Here is a 22,741-nt window from a genome sequence, read left to right as displayed (position 1 = left end):
AAGAATCGGCATGATATTTTTTAAATAATCGAAAGCCAAAAAAACAAAGAGAATGAATATATCTTTTTACATCGTTGATGTTTTTGCAGAGAAAAAATACGCAGGCAATCAATTGGCAGTTTTCCTGGAGGCTGATGCTTTAAGTGCCGTAGAGATGCAAAAAATTGCCCGTGAAATTAACTTTGCGGAAAGTACTTTTATCACGAAGCTTGAACCTGAAAATAACGCCGCGGAAATTAGAATTTTTACTCCGGAGTACGAAATGAAGTTTGCAGGACATCCAATTATAGGAACTTCTTGGGTTTTGATGAATAAAATATTTGAAAATCAACCCGAAAAAATTACGTTATCAGTTCCAATTGGTGAAATTCCAATTCATCAAGCGGACGATTTAGTTTGGTTACAGGCTGCTCAACCTCAGTTTTTTGATATCTTTTCAGCAGAAGGTATTTTATCCTTCAGCAATTTAAGCAGTACTGATTTTGATGTTGAATATCCCGTTCAGGAAGTGAGCACAGGAAGCGCATTTGTAATTGTTCCTCTCAAAAATAAAAAAGCATTAGAGAATTTGGTTTTGGATAAGGTTAAAATGGATGAATGGTTGCTGACTCATTGTAAAACAAATTTCAGAGCCTTGTATTTTTATTGTCTGGAAGAAAAAAATCTTATCAGCAGAATGTTGTATTTAGAAGACAATCAACTCAAAGAAGATGCAGCGACAGGAAGTGCTAGTACTTGTTTACAGGCTTTTCTTTTGAAATATTACGCTCCGGAAATTCAAATTATCAATCATCAGGGAGATTTTATAAACAGACCATCTCGAATTTATTTTGACGGAAAATTAACTGAAAATCATTTTGATATTAAGATTGGTGGGAAAACGCAATTCATTGCAAAAGGCGAATGGGAAGTTTAAATTCCGGGCTAAGAGTTATAAATAAAAAGTAAAAAAAGTAAAAGAGATAACTGGAAAAGAAAAAGATAAAGACAATTTGTAAAGTCTTATTTCTTCCTTCTTTTATCAAAAAAAATAATAAAAATGAAAATCAATTTCCCAAATAAAATAATTGTAAGTCTGTTACTTATTGCGTTTCAATTTTCGTTTGCACAAAAGAAAGAGCAAATAGGAACCGAAACGGTAAATGTGGTGAAGCCATACACGCCAACCATTTCGGATGCTTTCAAAGTTAAGGAAACACCTTCTTTGAACGATGAGGCAACGGCCAAAAAAGAAACGGTAAAGTATACGGTTTTTTCTTTTCCTGTGGCTTCGACTTTTACGCCATCCAAAGGAAAGGCGGAAGGTGTTGAAAAAGAAAAGCAACAACATTTATTCAAAAATTATGCAACATTTGCCGGTGGAAATTACGGGACTTTTAATGCTGAATTATTTGTTACCGAAGATTTGAATGCCAATGATTATGTAGCCGGAATGTTTCGCCATCTTTCATCACAAGGTGGAATAAAAAAAGTGGAATTAGATGATGCTTTTTTTGACACTTCGATTGATTTGACGTATGGTTCAAATTCGACTGATTTTTCTTGGAATTTTGATTTGGGATATCAAAATCAAATATACAATTGGTATGGTTTGCCAATGGGTTTTGGTGACGCATTAATTCCTTATGACAGAAATGCTTTGGTGTCAGGCATACAGCCGCAACAAACCTACAATACGATTACTTTAGGTGGAAAAATGGATTTTAATAACAGTTTTTTTAAGGAAGCCAGCTTAAAATTCAATCATTTTTCGGATGCTTATGGATCTTCGGAAAACAGGTTTTATGTGAAACCTTCTTTTCAAATTGAAATGATGGATAAATCCATAAAAACAAATGTAATTGTGGATTATTTGGGGGGAAGTTTCGAAAAAAACTATTGGAACACCAATACAAAAAAGATAGAATATGGTTTTACTAATTTTGGAATTGCCACAAGTTTTGAAATGCAGCAAGACGATTGGACGCTTCATTTTGGTGCCGGAATATTTTATAGTTTAGATACAAAAAATAGCAATAATAAGTTTTTCATTTATCCGCAAATTAATGCTTCATACAAAGTGGTGGGTGATTTGATGATTTTTTATGCCGGAGCCGAAGGGAATTTAGAACAAAATTCTTATATGGATTTTGTGAATGAAAACCCATTTGTTTCGCCAACATTAAGTATTTCGCCAACAGACAAACAATATGATATTTTTGCCGGTTTAAAAGGAAAATTAGCCAATAATGTTAGCTATAATATTCGGGGTTCTTATGTGAATGAAAGAAATAAAGCGTTGTATAAAAGCAATGATTATAATGAAGGTAGTACGAATGAAGATTATGCTTTTGGAAATTCACTGCAAGTCGTTTATGATGATATGAAAACAGTGCGTTTTTTTGGAGAGTTAAAAGCTGATTTCTCTGAAAATATTACTTTTGGAATCAATGGAACCTTTAGCAGTTTTACAAATGATGTACAAAAAGAAGCTTGGAATTTACCAACAATTAAACTGAATTCAAATCTTGATTTTGATATTACTAAAAAATGGTATGCAGGCGTAAATGTGTTTTATGTTGGGGAACGAAAAGATCAAAAATTAAACACCGATATTGTTTATCTGATAATTCCAAGTCCAGTTACATTGAAGGCGTATTTTGATTTGAATGCTCATGTTGGATTTAAATATAGCGATAGATTAACGGCCTTTTTGAGAGGTAATAATATTGCAAATCAAGCGTATGAAAAATGGTTGAATTATCCGGTGCAAGGCTTACAAGTAGTTGTAGGAGCGAATTATAAATTTGATTTCTAAAAAATAAATATCCGAAAAGACGCTGAATTTTAGGGTGAAGTGCTTAAAATCACTTTGCGATCTAGCGTCTTTACGGGAAGAAAAAATATGACTTTTAAACAAAAAATACATACCTACTACCTTCAATTAGTACAAGACCGAATCGATGTTTTCAGAGATATGATTGTGGCACTTACCGAAGATTCTAAGAATGATGCCAAAGGTTCAGCCGGTGATAAGCACGAAACGGCTTTGTCTATGATGCATATCGAACAGGAAAAACTCAATCGTAAATTGAGAGAAGTTTTGGATCAAAAAAATCTTTTAGACAAAATTGATTCTGCCACAATTGCCACAACTATAATTGTAGGCAGTTTGGTCAAAGCCAATGGAATTTATTTGTATTTAAGTGTAGCGCTTCCTAAAATTAGTGTCGAAGGAATCAATATTATTGCATTGTCACCACAATCTCCGTTGGGAAATAAATTAATGGGAAATGCAATTGGCTTTTCGTTCGAAATTAATGGAACGATGTATGTGATTGAAAGTATTGAATAAAATCCGTTTTGCTTTCAATAGTTGTATCCGAGTTCTATTCTACAGAACTAATTACTATTTCAACATAGTTTCTTAACAAAGAAATCAAATCTAACATAATGTTAAATTAACATCTTCTTTCACAAAAAACTATCGAAATCATTAAAATAAAACATCATTCCCTAATAAAACTTTCGTAATTTTGCCAGCCTAAAAGTTTGACTTTAAAACGAATTAAAATTATGAGCAAAACAATGACAGTCGACATCTTGTCGAGTATTAAAGGAGCACAGCCTTCAGAGTCCGTGAACAAATTATTTGATGTGATAAAAAATGCACTTCCATCAAATGATAATGCTGCAAATACTGTCAATTATAATTGTGTTTCTGTAAATAATTTAAGAGAAGATATTGTGATAGAGAGTTCGGCTATGGAGAGACAACTCATTTTGGAAAACTTCCCGAACAAAAAAAATGGTTTTTTAGTAGTTGCTAAAGTTATAGAAGGATAAAATGGATTCTCAAATAAAAAAAATACACCAACAATTGGTGTCAAAACAAATTACTTGCACTGCTTTGGTACAAGAAAAATTAGGCTTACTTAAGCAAAATACGTATAACTCTGTCAATTCTTTGTTAGATACTTTGGCGCTGGATTTGGCGGCTAAAGTCGATGCTAAAATTGCAAAAGGAGAAACTATTGGTTTGTTGGAAGGAATTCCTTTTGGAATTAAAGATGTGTATATGTTGCAAGGAACTTACACAACGGCAAGTTCTGAATTGTTAAGAAATTATAAATCGCCATACACGGCCACTGCTATTCAGAAATTATTGGATGCAGGTGCTATTCCGTTAGTAAAAGAAAATTGTGACAGTTTTGGTCACGGATCTTCCAGTGAAAACACCATTTTTGGAGCGGTAAAAAATGCTATTGACCCAGAATTAGTTGCTGGAGGTTCAAGCGGAGGTTCTGCAGTTAACGTTGCTAAAGAATATACCGTATTTTCTATTGGTGGAGATACAGGAGGTTCGATTCGTCAGCCTGCCGGTTACAATCATATTTATGGTTTTAAACCAACTTACGGAAGAATTTCTCGATTTGGATTGATGGCTTATGCATCTTCTACAGATTGTGTGGGTCCATTGGCGAAATCCATTGAAGATATCCGAATTGTGTTGAATGTAATGAGCGGGAAAGATCCAAAAGATCAAACTTCAGTCGCTTCAACAGAAATCTGTGAAGATGCGATTGCAACTTCTCCTGTGAAAAAGGTAGGTTATTTCAAGAACTTTATCGAAAGTGATGCTATTGATACACAGATAAAAGCTGATTTTTTAGCTAGTATCGAAAAAATAAAAGCCAAAGGAATTGAAGTAAAAGAGTTGGATTTTTTCAAATCTGATATTTTGGTTTCAACGTATTACACATTGGCAATGGCTGAAACGGCTTCGAATTTATCTCGTTTAGACGGAACTAATTACGGAAACCGAATTGAAGCGGAGAATTTAATTGAAACCTATGCGGTGACCCGTTCTGAAAACTTTTCGGAAGAAACAAAACGCAGAATTGTAGGAGGAAACCAAGTTTTGTCACAAGGTTTTTCAGATGAAATATATTTAAAAGGTTTGGCTTTAAGAGATCAAATTTCGGAAAACTTCAGTAAAGATTTTGCGGCAGTGGATATTATTTTATCGCCGGTTACACCAAGTACTCCTCCTAAAATTGGAGACAGTTTAAAAGATCCGTTGGCGATGTATTTATCCGATGCTTATACGGTTGGTTTTAGTTTGGGACAATTACCAACTTTAACCGTACCACAGGGCACAAGCACCGGATTGCAAATTACGGCAGCAAAAAATAATGATGAATTAGTGTTGAAGTTCGCAAACTTCTTAAAAGATACAATATAATGGAATTGGAGCAATTAACTGCGGCTTTAAAAGCCCACGATTTAGAATTGGTAATTGGACTGGAAACTCACGTTCGATTGAATACCAAAACCAAGTTGTTTTGTTCTTGTCCAAATCAAGAAATAGAAACACCTAACGAAAATATATGTTCGGTTTGTACGGGACAAATGGGCGTTTTGCCTGCTTTAAATAAAGAAGCGATTACAAAAGCGATTTATTTTGGTAAAGCTGTAGGATCGTCATTTAGTAATGAAGTGATTTCTTGGGATCGAAAACATTACGAATACCCGGACAACCCAAAAAATATTCAAATCACGCAATTTCACAATCCAATAATTCCTGAAGGACACGTTTCTTGTTATAGAAATGATGGTACGCAGTTTACCGTGAATTTAACACAGGTTCATATTGAAGAGGATGCTGCCAAATTGATGCACGAAAAGAAAATTTCGTTAGTTGATTTTAACAAAGCTGGTGTTCCGTTGATTGAAATTGTTACAGAGCCTTGTATTCGTAATATTGAAGATGCTTCAACCTATGCGCAATACATTCAACGTATTGTTCAAAACTTGGGAATCTCTGAAGCGAATTTGGAGAAAGGAGAATTTAAATCGGATGTTTCTGTGTCTTTGCGCAAAAAACATTCTTACGAATTAAATCCAAGAACGGAAATCAAAAACTTAAACTCGTTTAAGTTTATGGTGGAAGCTTTGAAAGAAGAAGTGGAGAAACAATTCAATTATTTTATTGAAAATAAAGAATTTAGACCGGATCAAACGACAGTTTTGTGGGATGCTGATTTGAAGCAGACCAAAGTAATGCGTAAAAAAGAATTCGAAGCCGATTATCGTTTTATTTCGGAACCGGATTTGCCTTTTGTAAATATTAAAGCGGAGATTGAAGCGATTAAAGTGGATACAAGTGCATTGCCTTATGCAGTGGAATCTATTTTAATAAATGGAGGTGTTTTGCCACAAGACGCTAAATTTTTCACGGCAGATAAGTTGCGTTCGCAGACATTTGTGGAAATAAATAACGAAATCAAAGATCCTTCATTTGTTGCTAAAACTTTGGCAAACAATATTAAGGCCGAAGATTACGCTGAAATTCATAGTATTGCTCATTTAACGGATATTTTTAAATTATTTAAAGCCGAAAAAATCACAGCCGTTTTGGTTCAAAATGCGATTACAGGTTATTTAAAAGACCAAACTTTTGATTACAATAAGTACTTTGAAGAAAATACTATTTCTGAAGATAAAATTCAAGAAGTTATTGCTTCTGTAATTTCAGAAAATGAGGCTGTTGCCAATGATATTAAAGCGGGTGACCAAGGAAAAGCAGGTATTTTGGTTGGTAAGGTTTTAGGAGTTATTGGAAAAGGTGCGAACGGAAAAGTAATTCGTCAAATTATTTTAGACAAATTAGGTGCTGACGCTATTTTGGAAAAAAATACTGTAGAGACAAGTAGCGACTTGTCAGTACCAGTTTCAGAAGAAAAGGAAAGTCAAGAAGAAACGCTTCCTGAAATTCCTATTATTATAAAAGATACCTACAGAACACATAAAATTTCACAATTATCAGAGGCAACTATCGGCGAAGAAGTGATGTTGTCTGGTTGGGTTGCGAGTGTTCGTGACCATGGTGAATTGATGTTTATTGACTTGCGTGATTCCAGTTTTGAGATTTTTCAATTACGTATCAGTAGAGAATCATTTCCTAACATCGATGAGTTGGTGAAATTAAAACCAGAATCAGTAATTTCTGTTACTGGCAAAGTGGTAGGTCGTAATGAAGACGATTATAATGCAGGTTTGCGTACCGGTAAAATTGAATTGGAAACTTCAGTGTTGGAAATTTTAAACTTATCGAAAACCTTGCCTTTTGAGATTAAAAGAGCGGCCAAAACGAACGAAGCGATTCGTTTTCAATACAAGTTTTTGGATCACAGAAATGAAGAAGTGCGACGAGCCATCGTAAACCGTCATAAAGTAATTAAATTATTGCGTGACATATTAGATGAAGAAGAATTCTTGGAAATTGAAACACCAATTTTAAGTGCAGGAACCGATGAAGGAGCACGTGAATTTATTGTTCCTACACGTAAAGGTTCTGGTTTGTTTTATACATTACCACAAGCACCTCAGCAGTTCAAACAAATGTTGATGGTCAGTGGTTATGAAAAATATTTCCAAATTGCACGTTGTTTCAGAGATGAAGATTCTCGTGGAGACCGCCAGCCTGAATTCACGCAATTGGATATGGAAATGGCTTATGGCAGTATGCAGCAAATTATAGATTTAAACACCAAAATGTTTAATGAAGTAGTGAAGAAAATATACGGGAACAAGTGGATTTTGCGTCCGTTTGAAATTATTACTTACAAAGACGCAATGGATTTCTACGGTTGTGACAGACCAGATTTGCGTTATGGATTAAAAATGCAAGACATCACCGATATTGTAAAAAATACGACTTTCCAAGTATTTAGTAAACCTATTGAGGACGGTGGAATTGTAAAATGTATCAAGGTTTCGGCTAAAGATCAGGGAAACAAGCGTATGTCCAAAGGTCAAATCGAGAACCTTACCGCTATTGCGCAACAGCACGGTTTAGGCGGATTGGCTTATATTATTGTAAATGAAGACGAGTTGCAATCACCAATTATTAAGTTTTTAGGTGAAGATATTGCAGCTGGAATTATAAAAGCAACTGACGCACAAGTAGGAGATATTGTATTCTTTTCAGCGGCAGATTATGCAACGGCTAACAAAGCTTTGGATGCTGTTCGTCAGGAATTGGGTAGAATATTGCACTTAATCAATCCAAAGGAATTATGTCCGGCTTGGGTGGTTGATTTCCCAATGTTTGAAAGAACAGATGAAGGAAGATGGACCTTTACGCACAATCCGTTCTCAATGCCTGCGATTTATGATCTTGAAAAGCATATGAAAGGGGATGATGATGAAATAGGAACTATCATCGCTCAGCAATACGACATCATCTTAAATGGTTACGAAATTGGTGGAGGATCAGTTCGTGCGCATAAATCGGAGATTCTGGAAGCTACTTATAGAAATATGGGGTATAACAAAGAAGAAATGATAAAAAGCGTTGGAACGATGCATAAAGCCTTTCAATACGGTGCACCGCCACACGGAGGAATTGCGTGGGGAATTGACCGTTTGATGATGATTTTAGAGAAAAAAGCATCTATTAGAGAAGTAATGGCTTTCCCGAAAACAGGTTCTAGCGAAGATTTATTATTTGGCGCACCATCGCTTTTATCGGATAAAAAGGTAGAGGAAATGAATGTTCGAATTATGAAATAATAGATTTTATAATCTATAATTATTCCTAAAATGGGTTTGTATTTTTAATACAAACCCATTTTTTCTTTTTTATTCAATCCGTAAATAAAGAAATAAAATTCATAGCGTTCTTGGGCTTGAATTTAGATTTATAAATGGTGCTCTTATTTTATTTAAATTCATTTTTTAAATTATAATTATTGACGAAAATGTAATATAAACTGACAATTTTGTTAATAACTTGACGACTTATGATGTGATTTAAATCGGTAAATCATGTCGGTTTTCTTATATTTGCGTGTTAGACAAAAATTACATTTTTTAGATTAAAAATATATGAGCGAAGAAATCAAAAAGGACAATTATTCAGCGGATAGTATTCAGGCGTTAGAAGGAATGGAGCACGTAAGAATGCGTCCATCAATGTATATTGGGGATGTAGGTGTTCGTGGACTGCATCATTTGGTTTATGAAGTAGTGGATAACTCTATCGATGAGGCAATGGGAGGTCATTGTGATACGATACGAGTAGATATAAATGAGGACGGGTCTATTTCTGTTGAGGATAATGGGCGTGGTATTCCGGTAGGAATTCACAAAAAAGAAGGTGTTTCCGCTTTAGAAGTTGTAATGACTAAAATTGGTGCCGGAGGTAAATTCGACAAAGATTCGTATAAAGTATCCGGAGGTCTTCACGGTGTGGGGGTTTCGGTGGTAAATGCATTGTCTAACCATTTGAGAGCAACCGTTCACAGTAGTGACGGAAAAGTGTACGAGCAGGAATACGAAAAAGGAAAAGCACTTTATCCTGTAAAACAAATTGGAGAAACAACTAAAAGAGGTACGATAGTAACTTTTTATCCAGATCCAAGTATTTTTACCCAAACCATAGAGTATTCTTATGATACATTATCCGCTCGTATGCGTGAGTTGTCTTATTTGAATAAAGGGATTACAATCACTTTTACGGATAAAAGAGAAAAAGATAAAGACGGAAATTTTGTTTCAGAAATCTTTCATTCCGATGAAGGTTTAAAAGAATACATCCGATATTTAGATGGAAATCGTGAGCCAATTATTGCTCATGTAATTTCTATGGATCATGAAAAAGGAGAAATTCCGGTTGAGGTGGCTTTGATTTATAATACAAGTTACACCGAGAATATTTTTTCTTATGTAAACAATATTAATACACACGAAGGAGGAACGCACTTACAAGGTTTTAGAACTGGTTTGACCAGATCGTTAAAGAAATATGCAGATGCTTCCGGAATGTTGGATAAACTGAAATTTGATATTTCAGGAGATGATTTCCGTGAAGGATTGACGGCAATTATTTCGGTAAAAGTGGCTGAACCACAATTTGAAGGACAAACCAAAACTAAACTGGGAAATAGAGAAGTTGTTTCTCCGGTAAGTCAGGCGGTGAGTGAAATGATTGAAAATTATTTGGAAGAAAATCCAAATGATGCCCGAATCATTGTTCAAAAAGTAATTTTGGCAGCACAAGCCCGTCACGCTGCGAAAAAAGCCCGTGAAATGGTACAACGCAAAACCGTAATGGGTGGCGGTGGATTACCGGGTAAACTTTCGGATTGTTCTGAACAAGATCCTGCAAAATGTGAAGTATATCTTGTCGAGGGAGATTCGGCAGGTGGAACGGCTAAACAAGGTCGTGATCGTGCTTTCCAGGCGATTCTGCCATTACGTGGTAAGATTTTGAATGTAGAAAAAGCGATGCATCACAAAGTTTTTGAAAACGAAGAGATACGAAATATTTTTACAGCCCTTGGAGTTACAATTGGAACTGCTGAAGATTCTAAGGCATTAAATGTTGAAAAATTACGATACCATAAAGTAATTATTATGTGTGATGCTGATGTCGATGGAAGTCACATCTCTACCTTAATATTAACATTCTTTTTCCGTTTTATGAAAGAGTTAATAGAACAAGGACATATTTATATTGCAGCTCCACCATTATATTTGGTTAAAAAAGGAAATAAGAAAGAATATGCTTGGACAGATGTTCAACGTGACCAAGCAAATGAAAGAATGGGAGGAAGTGCAGCAATCCAACGTTATAAAGGTCTTGGGGAGATGAATGCTGAGCAACTATGGGAAACTACTATGGATCCTAATTTCAGAACGCTTCGTCAAGTCACTATTGACAGCTTGGTCGAAGCTGACAGAGTCTTCTCTATGTTGATGGGAGACGAAGTTCCTCCTAGAAGAGAATTTATTGAAAAAAATGCTGTTTATGCCAAAATTGATGCGTAAATTAGGGGCTGATTACGATTTTTAAAATTTAAGAATTAATAAATATATAAATATCATGAAAGTTACCATTGTAGGAGCAGGAAATGTAGGAGCAACCTGCGCAGATGTAATTTCTTATAGAGGAATTGCAAGCGAAGTAGTATTATTGGATATTAGAGAAGGTTTTGCCGAGGGTAAAGCTATGGATATTATGCAATGTGCTACTAATACTGGTTTTAACACCAAAGTATCAGGTGTGACAAATGATTATTCTAAAACAGCCAATAGTGATGTAGTTGTTATTACATCTGGAATTCCAAGAAAACCTGGAATGACTCGTGAAGAATTAATTGGAATCAATGCAGGAATTGTGAAAACAGTTGCTGAAAATGTATTGGTTCATTCCCCAAATACAATTGTAGTGGTAGTTTCAAATCCTATGGATACAATGACTTATTTAGCATTGAAATCTACAGGTTTACCTAAAAACAGAATTATCGGAATGGGAGGAGCTTTAGATAGTTCTCGTTTCAGATATTATTTATCAAAAGCATTAGACAGACCATCAAACGATGTTTCAGCAATGGTTATTGGAGGTCACGGTGATACTACAATGATTCCATTGACAAGATTAGCTTCTTACAATGGTATTCCTGTTTCTGAGTTTCTTTCACAAGAAGAATTAGACAAAGTGGCTGCTTCAACTATGGTTGGTGGTGCTACTTTAACAGGTCTTTTAGGAACTTCAGCTTGGTATGCGCCAGGAGCATCTGTAGCGTACTTAGTAGATAGTATTTTGAATGACCAAAAGAAAATGATTGCTTGTTCTGTTTTCCTTGAAGGAGAATATGGGCAAAGCGATATTTGTATTGGTGTACCTTGTATTATAGGTAAAAATGGAGTAGAACAAATTCTTGACATTGAATTGAATGATGCAGAGAAAGCTTTGTTTGCTAAAAGTGCCGATGCAGTTAGAAACATGAATGCTGACCTAAAAGCGGTTTTAGCATAAATTTTTATACCATATATAAAGAAGACTGCACTTTTGCAGTCTTTTTTTTGAGATTAATCAATAAATAAATTGGTTAATCTTTTCCTTAATTATATATTTGCTCGGTTTAAAAAAAATGAGGTTTAGTTTAATGTCTCTTTTTTAATTAAAAAAATAGCGTTAAGTCTTATTTCATGGGGGTTGAATCAAAAATAAATGAATAAAAATAATTAATTTTTAGTAATAATGCAGAATAAAGGACTTATTAAATTTTTCGCAATTCTATTTGCATTGGTAAGTATTTACCAACTTTCTTTCACTTTTGTTTCAAATAAAGTAGCAAGTGATGCAAAATCTTTTGCTGGTGGAAATCCTGAAAAAGAAGTAAAATATTTAGATTCTATAGGTAAAGAAAGTGTCTTTAACCTTGGTTTTTCAAATTTTACATACAATGAAGTAAAAGACAAACAAATCAACAAAGGTCTTGACTTAGAAGGAGGAATTAATGTAATTCTTCAAATTTCTGTTAAAGACATTTTGAAAGGATTATCTAATAATTCTAAAAATCCGGTTTTCAACAAATCTTTGGCTGATGCAACTGCAAACATGGAAGGAAATAAAACGTATATCGATAAGTTTTTCGAAGCGTTTGAAGCCAACTCAAAAGGTAGTGTGAAATTAGCTTCTCCTGATATTTTTGCAAACAGAAGTTTACAAGGTGAAGGTGGAATTGATTTTCAGATGACTGATGCACAAGTGCAAAAAGTAATCAAAAGAAAAGTTAATGAGTCAGTTGAAAGTGCTTTTGGAGTACTAAGAAAACGTATTGATAAATTTGGAGTAACACAACCTAATATTCAAAAATTAGGAGAGTCTGGAAGAATTCTTGTAGAACTTCCTGGTGCTAAAGATGTAGATAGAATTAAAAACTTATTACAAAGCACAGCTCAATTAGAGTTCTGGGAAACTTATAAAATAGAGGAAATAGGAAACTTCTTGATGGCTGCGAATGAGGCATTGAAAAAAACGGAAATTAATAAAGTAGCGACTAAAACAGTTGCGAAAGACTCTTTGAGTGCTTTATTGACTGACGCAAAAGACTCTGCAACCGCTAAAACAGGAAATAATCCTTTATTAGATAAAATTATTGCTCAAGGTGGCGGACCTGTTTTAGGTCTTTTTGCACCAAAAGATACTGCTGTTGTAGGTGGTTATTTGAGAAGAGCAGATATTAGAGTTTTATTGGCAGCTGACCAACGTTATGCTAAATTTGTTTGGGGAAAACCAACAACAATAAAAGATGCTAAAGCTAAAGATATTGATGCAGTAGAATTATATGCATTGAAAGGAAATCGTGATAATGTTGCTTCAATGAGCGGTGGTGTTGTGACAGATGCAAGTGATACATTTGACCAAACTGGAAAACCAGCTGTTTCTATGCAAATGAACGGTCAAGGTGCTAAAGCTTGGGAAGAATTAACAGGAAGAGCTTACACACAAAAAAGCAATATTGCTATCGTTTTAGATAATGTAGTATATTCTGCTCCAGGTGTATCAAGTGGCCCTATTTCTGGTGGAAGATCTGAAATTTCAGGTGTTTTTGATGTTACGGAAACTAAAGATTTAGCAAACGTATTGAAAGCGGGTAAATTACCGGCTTCTGCAGATATTATTCAATCAGAAGTGGTAGGACCATCCTTAGGTCAAGCAGCGATTGATGCAGGAACAACTTCTTCAATAGTTGGATTTTTATTAGTTTGTATCTGGATGGTATTCTATTATGGTAAAGCGGGTTGGTATGCAAATCTTGCTTTATTATTGAACTTACTTTTCTTATTTGGTATCATGGCAAGTTTTGGTTTTGTATTAACATTGCCAGGTATTGCAGGTATTGTATTAACATTAGGTACTGCTGTAGATGCGAATATTATTATTTACGAAAGAGCAAAAGAAGAATTACGTGAAGGTAAAACATTAGCAGAAGCAGTTGAGGCTTCTTACGGTTGGCATGGTGCAATGCGTTCTATCATTGATGCGAATGTAACACACATTTTAACTGGAGCGATTTTGTTTATTTTTGGAACAGGAATGATCAAAGGATTTGCTTTAACATTATTGATTGGTATTATAACTTCATTATTTACCTCAATATTTATAGCTAGAATCTTTATTGATAAAAATATTGCTAAAAATGGAGATTTAACATTCTCTACTGCTATCACTAAAAATTGGTTTACAAACTTCCATTTTGATTTTATCGGAATGAAAAAAGTAACGTACATTTTCTCTTCTATAGTTGTAATAGTAAGTTTGACGTCTATCTTCTTTGTAAACGGATTAGATCAAGGTGTAGATTTTGTTGGAGGTAGAACTTTTCAAGTGAAATTTGAAAAAGAAGTTGAAGCAACTAAGATTTCTGAAGAATTATCTGCAGAATTTGGAACTACTGTTGAAGCTAAAGTTTTTGGTGATGATAATCAATTGAAAATTACGACCAAATACAAAATTAAAGAAGAAGGTGTTGATATTGATAAAGAAGTAAATGAGAAATTGTATAAAGCATTAGGGAAATATTATACTAATACTACTTACGATCAATTTATTAATTCTTATGATGGTAAAAAAATTGGAGTACTTCAAGCTTCTAAAGTAGGGGCTTCTATTTCTGAGGATATTAAAACCAATTCATATTGGGCTGTTCTTGGTGCTATGGCTGTTATTTTCTTATACTTAATGATTTCATTCCGTAAATGGCAATATTCATTAGGTGCGATTGCAGCTGTTGCGCATGACGTAATATTTGTATTAGGGATTTACTCTTTATGTTATAAATTCATGCCTTTCCACATGGAAATGGATCAGCATTTTATCGCTGCGATTTTAACTGTAATTGGATATTCTATGAATGATACCGTTATTGTATTCGATAGAATTAGAGAGTTTATCATGGGTAAACGAAAAGGTACTTTTGAAGAAATTGTGAATGCTTCTATTAATACAACTTTGTCAAGAACATTAAATACATCATTGATGATGATTATCGTATTGTTGACCATGTTTGTTTTTGGAGGTGAGTCTATCAGAGGATTTATTTTCGCAATGTTGGTGGGTATTGTTGTAGGAACCTATTCTTCTTTATTTATTGCTACTCCGGTATTAGTGGATAGTATTTCTAAAGCGGATAAAGCCTTGATTGAAAAGAAACATCAAGAAGCATAAAATATATATTATATCATATGAAAAAGGATTCAACGAAAGTTGAATCCTTTTTTTTTAACAATTATCTAAGTAATATTTGTCTATTTTTGTTCTATCTCAAACTATTTTTAAAATGAAAAAAATAATATTAACAATGCTTGTGACTTCAACAATAGCTTCATTTGGTCAACAGTCCAAAGGTTTAATTTATCCAAGAACAGATAAAGTGGCCCATACTGATAATTATTTTGGTGTCAATATAGATGACCCGTATCGCTGGCTTGAAGATGATAAATCAACAGAAACGGGAGCTTGGGTAAAAGCAGAGAACAAAGTAACTTTTGATTATTTGTCAAAAATCCCTTTTCGAAATGCCATAAAAGAGCGAATGGAGAAATTATGGAATTATGAAAAAATTTCCGCACCTTTTAAAGAAGGAGATTTTACTTATTATTATAAAAATAATGGTTTGCAAAACCAATCGATTTTATACAGAAAAGATGCATCTGGAAAAGAGGAAATATTTCTGGATCCGAATACTTTTTCAAAGGATGCGACAACTTCCTTAGATGCGGTTAGTTTTTCTAAAGATGGTTCTTTGGTTGCTTACTCTATTTCTGAAGCGGGTAGCGATTGGAGAAAAGTAATCTTTATCGATGCAAAAACTAAACAAAATATAGACCAAAATTTGATTGATGTAAAATTTAGCGGTCTTTCTTGGAAAGGGAATGAAGGGATTTTTTATTCTAGTTATGAAAAACCAAAAGGAAGTGAGCTTTCAGCCAAAACCGATGAACATAAATTGTATTTTCATAAATTAGGGACTAATCAAAGTGCAGATGTAGTTGTGTTTGGGGATAAAGATAAACGCCGATATGTGGGTGGTAGTGTTTCTGAGGACAATCAATATTTGTTTATTTCTGCTGCAAATTCCACTTCAGGTAATGAATTATATATCAAAGACCTGACACAAACCAATAGTCATATTATTACAATCAGTAAAGGTTTTGAGAATGATGTGGATGTTATAGATAATATTGGTTCAAAATTGTTCATTGTTACTAATTTGGGTGCACCAAACAAACGTATTGTTACCGTTGATGCCAATAATCCATCAGTTGATAATTGGAAAGATTTAATACCGGAAACCGAAAATGTTTTGTCACCTTCAACAGGAGCTAGTTTTATATTTGCAAATTATATGAAAGATGCCGTTTCTGTTGTGAAACAGTTTGATTATAATGGCAAATTAATTCGCGAAGTTACCTTGCCGGGTATTGGTACCGCATCAGGTTTTGGTGGAAAAATGAAAGATAAGGAGTTGTATTTTTCTTTTACAAATTATACTACGCCGGGAACTACGTATCGTTTTATGCCAAAGGAAGGAAATTCAACAGTATATGTTCAGCCAAAAGTAGATTTCAAAAGCGATGATTACGTTTCGAAACAAGTCTTTTATACATCCAAAGACGGAACAAAAGTCCCAATGATTATTACACACAAAAAAGGAGTCGCTTTAGATGGTAAAAATCCATCAATCCTTTATGGTTATGGCGGATTTAATGTGAGCCTGACGCCAAGCTTTAGTATTGCAAATGCAGTTTGGTTAGAAATGGGAGGGATTTATGTAGTAGCTAATCTTCGTGGTGGTGGCGAATACGGAAAAAAATGGCATGATGCAGGTACAAAAATGAAAAAACAAAATGTATTTGACGATTTCATTGCCGCAGCTGAATATTTGATTGCCCAAAAATACACCTCTTCAGATTTCTTAGCAATAAAAGGAGGCTCTAACGGTGGATTATTAGTGGGAGCAACAATGACTCAAAGACCCGATTTGATGAAAGTAGCGCTCCCCGCTGTAGGTGTAATGGACATGTTGCGTTATCATACATTTACCGCAGGAGCAGGATGGGCTTATGATTACGGTACGGCTATTGATTCAAAAGAAATGTTTGAGTATTTAAAAGGATATTCACCAGTTCAGAATGTAAAGTCTGAAGTAAAATATCCTGCAACTCTAGTAACGACAGGCGATCATGATGACAGGGTAGTTCCTGCGCATAGTTTTAAGTTTGCTGCTGAATTACAAGACAAGCAATCAGGGGAAAATCCAGTTTTGATACGTATTGAAACGAATGCTGGTCATGGTGCCGGAAAACCAGTTTCAAAAACGATTGAAGAAGCTGCAGATTTGCAAGCGTTTACTTTATACAACATGGGTTTTAATACTTTGCCAAATAAATAGTATTTTAGTGCTAATTTTTAAAAGCATTTCTTTTTTCAAAGAGATGCTTTTTTTGTTTTAGTGAATTTTAATATAACAATCATGAAGAATCAATGTGTAAAAAATTAATTTTAAGCGGATATTTGTTCTTCTGCTTTCTTTCTTTTTATGCCCAAAGTAAGAAGAATGATATCAGTATTGGATTTAGACATGGTTTTGGAAACGAATTTAAAAATAGAAATTATTCCTATTCTAATAATTATTATAAAGTACAGTTTTCGTATGTTTTGAAACAAACAAGGCATTTCAAATATGAACTGTTTGTACAGCCGGAACTAAATTTTGCATCTCATCAGCTTTTAAATCTTTATTTTGTTCAACCGGACGAACCGGATTATATCAGGAAAAGGGAAGAATATATGCGTTTGAAAAACATCAAGGAACATATTTTGAATCTTGGATTTCTGGTTAGAAAACCAATTTCAAAAACGATAAGTGTTTATGTTTTAGCCAGTGTTGGTCCTATGGTAACGAATACCGAAACGGAACGATTATCCAAAGGCTTTGCTTTTTCGGATGGTATCGCTATGGGTTTTTCATTTAAAGTTAAAAATATAGCTCTTGACATTCAGTCCAATGTCAGGCATGTGTCTAATGCCGGAATTCAAAGCTCAAATGCAGGGTTTAATACTAAAAACATAGAATTCGGACTCACTTTCCCTTTAAATTAAAAATCGGCAATTCCTTTTCTCAAAAGAACTGCCGATTTTAAATTTAAGTTCTGATGTAAACTTTAAAGGGATGCAACTGGTTTTTCTGCAGTAAAAACAAAGTAAAAACCAATCAGGATAAAAGGAATACTTAGCCATTGTCCTGTAGAAAGTAATCCTAATGCACTTTCAAAACCTCCTTGACTTTCTTTTACAGATTCAACAACCATACGTACGGAAAATAAAAGGATAAGAAACAGGCCAAAAAGGAAACCGGAACTTTTTCTTTTTTCGGTTTTCCAATACAAGAAAAATAATATGGCAAACACAAAAATATAGCAAAAAGCTTCATACAACTGAGTCGGATGTTTAGCCGGAACCTGCTCTAATAATGAAGCAAATTTTGGGTCGGTTGCTATGGCGTGATAAGCGTCTTTTGGATTGGCAATTTGAGTAGCATTGACAGCATCTCTCGGACTGAATTGATCTCTTACAAATTTAATTCCGAAAGGAGATGTGGTTTCGTGTCCAATGATTTCTGAATTAAAAAAGTTTCCCAATCGTACAAAAATAGCACCACTGGATACAGGAATAACCACTCGGTCTAAAATCCATAATTGTGGTCTTTTTAAGATATTTTTACTATAAAAATACATTGCAATGATGATGGAAATAGCAGCACCATGACTCGCTAAACCCTGATATCCGGTAAATTCAAAATTAGGGGTAAATCGGAAAGGCAAAATGATTTCTAATAAATGATTGCTGTAATATTCCCAATCATAAAAGAAAACATGTCCCAAACGCGCTCCGATTAAAGTTGCCAGAACTGTCCAAATGAATAAGGAATCTAATTTGTCTATAGATTCGCCTTCACGGTCAAATATATTTTTCATGATGTACCAGCCTAATCCAAAAGCGATTACAAACATTAGACTGTAATAACGAATTACAAAAAATCCTAAATCGATACCTTCAGAGGGATTCCAAACGATGTTTAAAGCATGTGTCATTTATTATTTCTATTTTATGTGATGTAAAAATAAATATTTAATGTAAAATTTATCCTTATAATACGTTAATGTTTGTGGTTACACCTTTTTTTTGGAACAGGATCATAACCACTTCTTCCCCAGGGATGACAACTCAGAATCCGTTTCATTCCCAGAAAACCTCCGTAAAACAAACCATGTGTTTGTAACGCTTGAATCATGTACGAGGAACAAGTAGGTTCAAATCGGCAGGCAGCTGGCGTAAATGGCGAAATGGCCACTTGGTAAAAGCGAACAAGAAGCAGAAACGGATAAACAATAATCTTTGATACCATAATCCAGAAATTCAAATTTAAAATTAGGTCCAGTCTAAGCTAAAATCTGCTAACTATAGGCTAAAAGTAGTGCCTTCTTTTCCGTCTTTCAACTGAATACCTAAGGCAATCAATTGGTCTCGTATTTGATCTGATAAAGCGAAATTCTTGTTGTCTCTCGCTTGTTTTCTCATTTCAATGAGCATATGTATAGTTCCTTCTAATTTGTCATTACTGCTGTCAGAAACTTTCTCGTCTTCAAGACCCAAAACAGCAAATACAAAAGCATTCATCACTTTCGCAAAAGAGTTTAAATCTTCAGCATTCAAGGTTTCTTTTCCTTCTTTCAATAAATTGACAAAGCGAACGCCTTCAAATAATTGTGCGATTAAAATCGGTGTATTAAAATCGTCATTCATGGCGTCGTAACACAATTGTTTCCACGATTGAATATCAATAGAACTGGAAGTTCCAACCGAAATATCTTTTAAGGAAGCCATCGCTTCCATCAAGCGTTTGTATCCTTTTTCGGCTGCTACAATCGCATCGTCAGAAAAATCAAGGATACTTCTGTAATGAGCTTGTAACATAAAGAAACGCGCTACCGATGCTGAAAAAGCTTTACTCAAAATAGTATTTTCACCAGTCAAAATCTCTCTTGGTAAAATATTATTTCCGGTAGATTTAGCCATTTTTTTACCGTTCAAAGTCAACATGTTGGCATGCATCCAGTAATTAACTGGAGTTTGACCCGTACACGCTTCATTTTGTGCAATCTCACATTCATGATGCGGAAATTTTAAGTCCATTCCACCTCCGTGAATATCAAAATGATTGCCCAAATATTTAGTGCTCATAGCGGTACACTCTAAATGCCAACCGGGAAAACCATCGCTCCATGGCGAAGGCCAACGCATAATATGTTGCGGTTCCGCTTTTTTCCAAAGGGCAAAATCTTGTGGGTTTCTTTTGTCAGACTGTCCGTCAAGATCACGCGTATTAGCCAGCATGTCTTCAATATTTCGGCCGCTCAATACTCCGTAATGATTGGTTTCATTGAATTTTACCACATCAAAATAAACAGAACCATTGGCTTCATAACCAATTCCTTTATCAATTATTTTTTTGATGATTTCAATTTGCTCAATAATATGTCCGGTTGCAGTAGGTTCAATACTTGGAGGCAAAAAATTAAAAGCACTCAGTATTTCATGAAAATCTACCGTATAACGCTGCACCACTTCCATAGGTTCCAGCTGTTCCAAACGTGCTTTTTTGGCAATTTTATCCTCACCTTCATCCACATCATCTACAATATGCCCTACATCCGTTATGTTTCGAACGTAACGAACTTTATAATCCAAATGCAAAAAATACCTGAATATCACGTCAAATGACATAAACGTTCGCACATTTCCAAGATGTACATTGCTGTAAACCGTTGGTCCGCAAACATACATTCCAACATTGCCTTCATGAATGGGTTTAAAAGTCTCCTTTTCTCCCGAAAGAGAATTGTATATTTTTAGGGATTGGCTGCTATATAATGGCATTTTTATTTTTTTTGGAGCTATTTCCTGCTGTACGCTGTATCCACGCAAAAAAGCGTGGGATGCCGCTTCCATCAGGGCTAGGGTTTAGTAGTACTAAATGGATTTTATTTTATAATTAAAATTTAGTTTCTAATTTAATGTAATCCAAAAACTCTCTTTTAGTTTGGACATCTTTAAATTTTCCGCCAAATTCTGAAGTGACCGTGCTACTTTCAATATCGCTGATTCCTCTTGAATTCACACAAAGATGTTTGGCATCAATGACACAAGCAACATCTTCAGTACCCAAAGCAATTTGCAATTCCTGAACAATTTGCATCGTCAAGCGCTCTTGAACTTGAGGTCTTTTGGCATAATATTCAACAATTCGATTCATTTTCGAAAGTCCGATTACGCTTCCTTTCGAAATATAAGCCACATGTGCTCTTCCTATAATAGGTAACAAATGATGCTCACAAGTCGAATAAACAATGATGTTTTTTTCAACCAACATTTCGCCATATTTGTAATTATTGTCAAAAGTGGATGCTTTTGGTTTTTTGGCAGGATTCAAGCCTCCAAAAATTTCCTTCACAAACATTTTTGCCACACGATTTGGCGTGCCTTTTAAGCTGTCGTCCGTCAAATCCATTCCAAGGGTAAGCAGAATATTTTCGACATCTTTTTTTATTTTTTCAATTTTTTCTTCATCAGTAATAGCAAAAGCATCCTCTCGAACTGGATTTTGCGCATTAGTACTAACATGATTGTTTCCTATTTCGTCTTGAAATTCTTCGTTATTTATCATTAAAAAGCTACTGTTATATTGGGTATGTAAATTTAAGGGGTAAAGATAATTAATAAATAGGAAACATTTTCTATCGGGTCTACTATTTAATCACGCGGCAAAAGACTCGTTTTTGAATCGATCCCAGTCTTGAAATGTTGCTTTACATTTTGTCTGATTCTATACCTGAAAATCAAACTCAGATAATTAGCGTTTAATCGCTTGATTCAAAAGGGGTTCTAAGAGAAAACTACCGTTTTATTGTTGTAGACCATCGTTTTTCGTTCTGCATGCAATTTGATGGCTCGTGCCAAAACCATACGCTCCAAATCTCGTCCTTTCATAATGAAATCCTCAATAGAGTGACTGTGGGTAACTCGAGCAATATCTTGTTCAATAATTGGTCCTTCATCCAATCCTTCGGTGACATAGTGACTAGTGGCACCAATGATTTTTACTCCACGTTTAAAAGCGGAATGATACGGTTTCGCTCCAGGAAATGCAGGTAAAAACGAATGGTGAATGTTGATGATTTGATTTTTATAAAGCGCAATTAAATTAGGCGTAATGATTTGCATATACCGCGCCAAAACGATAAAGTCAACCTCATATTCCTTCAATAAATCAATTTGTTTTTGTTCTCCTTCTCTTTTAATTTCCTTGGTGAAAGGCACATAATGAAACGGTATGGAAAAACGTTCCGCAACCGATTTTAAATCCTCGTGATTGCTGACAATTAAAGGGATTTCGAGCGGTAATTCGCCGGCACTGTATCGTCCTAAAATGTCATACAAACAATGATCGTATTTAGAAACAAACAAAGCCATTCTGGGTTTATGTTCTTGTGTATACATTTCCCAAGACATATTAAACGGATTGGCTAAATGGGTTTGGAAATCAATTTTTATAGCTTCTAAATCCCAATTTTTAGCACTGAATTCACATTCTAAACGCATGAAAAATACGTTTTCATCAGCATCAACATGCTGGTCTAAATAAATGATATTACCATCAATAGAGGCGATATAATTAGTTACTGATGCGATTATTGCTTTTTGATCCTCGCAATGTATAAGTATTGTAATCTTTTGCATGCTGTTTATTTTTGGCACTAATCCCGATTTTATCAAATATCAGAATTAAAGCTGTTTGTTTTTCAAAATATTTCTTCAAAATTAATCCTATTTTTTTGTAAA

16 protein-coding genes are annotated in these 22,741 nt (G+C 34.5%); 11 read left to right on the top strand and 5 right to left on the bottom strand.

The window, feature by feature from the left end; all coding sequences use genetic code 11:
- Positions 1-52: 52 nt before the first annotated feature.
- The 11 genes from O6P34_RS14640 (at position 53) to O6P34_RS14590 (ending at position 17,941) form a co-directional block, all read left to right on the top strand.
- On the top strand, positions 53-916 hold the full coding sequence (locus O6P34_RS14640) for a PhzF family phenazine biosynthesis protein (RefSeq protein ID WP_269685260.1): 864 nt from the start codon (positions 53-55) through the stop codon (positions 914-916).
- Between the two features lie 123 nt (positions 917-1,039).
- Complete coding sequence (locus tag O6P34_RS14635) at positions 1,040-2,797, top strand: TonB-dependent receptor (RefSeq protein WP_269685259.1); 1,758 nt, start codon at positions 1,040-1,042, stop codon at positions 2,795-2,797.
- An 87-nt stretch (positions 2,798-2,884) separates the two neighbouring features.
- On the top strand, positions 2,885-3,334 hold the full coding sequence (locus tag O6P34_RS14630) for a hypothetical protein (RefSeq protein WP_269685258.1): 450 nt from the start codon (positions 2,885-2,887) through the stop codon (positions 3,332-3,334).
- Positions 3,335-3,555: 221 nt separating this feature from the next.
- The gene (locus tag O6P34_RS14625) at positions 3,556-3,825 is read left to right on the top strand and encodes an Asp-tRNA(Asn)/Glu-tRNA(Gln) amidotransferase subunit GatC (protein ID WP_269685257.1); all 270 of its coding nucleotides are present in this window, start codon (positions 3,556-3,558) and stop codon (positions 3,823-3,825) included.
- Position 3,826: 1 nt separating this feature from the next.
- On the top strand, positions 3,827-5,224 hold the full coding sequence (locus O6P34_RS14620) for an amidase family protein (RefSeq protein WP_269685256.1): 1,398 nt from the start codon (positions 3,827-3,829) through the stop codon (positions 5,222-5,224).
- Positions 5,224-8,556, top strand: coding sequence for a bifunctional amidotransferase subunit GatB/aspartate--tRNA ligase AspS (gene gatB/aspS / locus O6P34_RS14615; protein ID WP_269685255.1), 3,333 nt, complete (start codon positions 5,224-5,226; stop codon positions 8,554-8,556). Before O6P34_RS14620 ends, gatB/aspS begins: the two co-directional genes overlap by 1 nt.
- A 315-nt stretch (positions 8,557-8,871) precedes the next feature.
- Positions 8,872-10,815 (top strand): DNA topoisomerase (ATP-hydrolyzing) subunit B, encoded by a 1,944-nt coding sequence (gyrB, locus tag O6P34_RS14610; protein ID WP_269685254.1) that lies wholly within the window; start codon positions 8,872-8,874, stop codon positions 10,813-10,815.
- Between the two features lie 55 nt (positions 10,816-10,870).
- Complete coding sequence (gene mdh, locus O6P34_RS14605) at positions 10,871-11,806, top strand: malate dehydrogenase (protein WP_269685253.1); 936 nt, start codon at positions 10,871-10,873, stop codon at positions 11,804-11,806.
- Between the two features lie 225 nt (positions 11,807-12,031).
- Positions 12,032-15,004: a protein translocase subunit SecDF gene (gene secDF / locus O6P34_RS14600; RefSeq protein ID WP_269685252.1), complete on the top strand. Its 2,973-nt coding sequence runs from the start codon at positions 12,032-12,034 to the stop codon at positions 15,002-15,004.
- A 112-nt stretch (positions 15,005-15,116) separates the two neighbouring features.
- A complete protein-coding gene (locus O6P34_RS14595) occupies positions 15,117-17,231 on the top strand; it encodes a prolyl oligopeptidase family serine peptidase (RefSeq protein WP_269685251.1) in 2,115 nt (704 codons plus the stop codon).
- Positions 17,232-17,323: 92 nt separating this feature from the next.
- Positions 17,324-17,941, top strand: coding sequence for an acyloxyacyl hydrolase (locus O6P34_RS14590; RefSeq protein WP_269685250.1), 618 nt, complete (start codon positions 17,324-17,326; stop codon positions 17,939-17,941).
- Between the two features lie 62 nt (positions 17,942-18,003).
- Here the strand turns inward: O6P34_RS14590 and lgt are convergent, their stop codons facing one another.
- The 5 genes from lgt to purU all read right to left on the bottom strand — a co-directional run bounded on the left by lgt (position 18,004) and on the right by purU (position 22,639).
- Positions 18,004-18,933 (bottom strand): prolipoprotein diacylglyceryl transferase, encoded by a 930-nt coding sequence (gene lgt / locus O6P34_RS14585; protein WP_269685249.1) that lies wholly within the window; start codon positions 18,931-18,933, stop codon positions 18,004-18,006.
- Positions 18,934-18,998: 65 nt separating this feature from the next.
- On the bottom strand, positions 18,999-19,247 hold the full coding sequence (gene yidD / locus O6P34_RS14580) for a membrane protein insertion efficiency factor YidD (protein WP_269685248.1): 249 nt from the start codon (positions 19,245-19,247) through the stop codon (positions 18,999-19,001).
- 53 nt (positions 19,248-19,300) lie between these two features.
- The gene (gene cysS / locus O6P34_RS14575; protein ID WP_269686763.1) at positions 19,301-20,779 is read right to left on the bottom strand and encodes a cysteine--tRNA ligase; all 1,479 of its coding nucleotides are present in this window, start codon (positions 20,777-20,779) and stop codon (positions 19,301-19,303) included.
- Between the two features lie 115 nt (positions 20,780-20,894).
- On the bottom strand, positions 20,895-21,566 hold the full coding sequence (gene folE / locus O6P34_RS14570; RefSeq protein WP_269685247.1) for a GTP cyclohydrolase I FolE: 672 nt from the start codon (positions 21,564-21,566) through the stop codon (positions 20,895-20,897).
- 218 nt (positions 21,567-21,784) lie between these two features.
- Positions 21,785-22,639: a formyltetrahydrofolate deformylase gene (gene purU / locus O6P34_RS14565; protein ID WP_269685246.1), complete on the bottom strand. Its 855-nt coding sequence runs from the start codon at positions 22,637-22,639 to the stop codon at positions 21,785-21,787.
- Positions 22,640-22,741 lie beyond the last annotated feature (102 nt).

The organism is Flavobacterium lacustre (genome assembly GCF_027474525.2).
GTDB lineage: Bacteria > Bacteroidota > Bacteroidia > Flavobacteriales > Flavobacteriaceae > Flavobacterium > Flavobacterium lacustre.
Note: the sequence above shows the minus strand (reverse complement) of the source record. Positions and strands in the feature narration are given on the sequence as shown.